Annotated in this window: 2 protein-coding genes; both read left to right on the forward strand. The window is 35.8% G+C overall.

The genetic code is table 11. The features are described from left to right. Positions 1-591: RHS repeat-associated core domain-containing protein (locus tag HMPREF3277_RS15510; protein ID WP_246830727.1), on the forward strand; the 591-nt coding region annotated here is incomplete at its 5' end. A gap of 11 nt (positions 592-602) precedes the next feature. Continuing rightward, positions 603-950 carry a hypothetical protein gene (locus tag HMPREF3277_RS00160; RefSeq protein ID WP_036491022.1) on the forward strand — a complete coding sequence of 116 codons (348 nt, stop codon included), beginning with the start codon at positions 603-605 and terminating at the stop codon, positions 948-950. Positions 951-1,267 lie beyond the last annotated feature (317 nt).

Genomic DNA, 1,267 nt, shown 5'->3' on the forward strand with positions numbered 1-1,267 from the left:
ACCGGCTGGGGTCGTCTGAAAGAGGAAACCAAGGTAACGGATAGTGCATACCAACCCTTCCGGTTACAGAACCAATATGCCGACCGTGAAACGGGGCTGCATTACAACTTCTTTAGGTATTACGAGCCGAATTCGGGCAGGTTTGTGAATCAGGATCCGATTGGGTTGGAAGGAGGTGTGAATTTTTATCAGTTTGGTTTTAATGTAACTCTTTGGGTTGATACTTTAGGTCTAACAGGTACACCAATTCCAAATAAAATTTTAGGTGATTCTCGAGAAACCAAAGCTCTGAGAATTTTAAAAGATAAAATTAAAGGTACTAATGCTAAAATTGAAAGAGAAAGATATTTAAGAGATTGTAAGACAGGAAAATCTGTTAGAGATAAATTTGGTTCTAGACGAAGAGTTAATTTTGTCATAATTGAAAATAATTTTGGAAAATGTTATGAGGTAACTGGTCCAGAGACTGATAAAACTAAACAAATGGCAAAAGAGAAAGAAATTAGAAAAAAAGGAGGAATTTGTATTAAACCAAAAGGTTCAAAAGAATTAATTGAAGTATCAATGTCTCAAATTATGCGTATTATTTAGAAGGTTATATTATGAGTAATGAAATTTTTAATTTCAAAGAAGCTTTTGAGTACAATGCGATAGCTCCTAAGGAATTATCCGAGTACTTGGATAAAGATTTATATGTTGAAGCCGGAGATAGAATCACAAGAAAATATAAAGAAATTTATTATTTTTATGATAAACACAATCTTTCAAAAGTAAGGTTGTGTGATGATTTAGGGGAAATTATACATGACCCCGTGTATGAGAATGATTTAACTGAAAAAGGTATTATATTTTCTGAAATAGCTTATCATTGGATTGACAAAATAAAAGGGGCTAATAAAAATCCACCAGATATTAAATATTTGGAAAAAAAATTAAAAGAAATTGGATAAGTTAAAGATAAGCCCACATAACGAGCGTACCTGAACGGAACGTTTATTTCTTGAGTATAGTGGTGTAGCGCAGCCATGCACGGTTTTTTTTAAATTTCCATTAAAGACCGTCTGAAAAATACCCCGTTCCCTTTCAGCAAGCAGCAGCCCCCCCATGAAACCTCCAATCCTGACGTAGGGTGTGTGCGATACGCACGCACGCGGTTTCTATTTTTCAGACGACCTCAACCCTTTTTCGAGGTCGTCTGAAACATTTATTCTGTAACAATCTAAGTCCAAATCGCCTACGAATACGGCCAAGACGGTCTGCCGACCCG

Origin of the sequence: Neisseria sp. HMSC70E02 (genome assembly GCF_001838645.1) — a bacterium.
Lineage (GTDB): Bacteria > Pseudomonadota > Gammaproteobacteria > Burkholderiales > Neisseriaceae > Neisseria > Neisseria macacae.

Excerpts from the sequence above, each read along its gene's own strand:
- HMPREF3277_RS00160 (WP_036491022.1), top strand. The coding sequence starts at position 603 with ATGAGTAATGAAATTTTTAATTTCAAAGAAGCTTTTGAGTACAATGCG.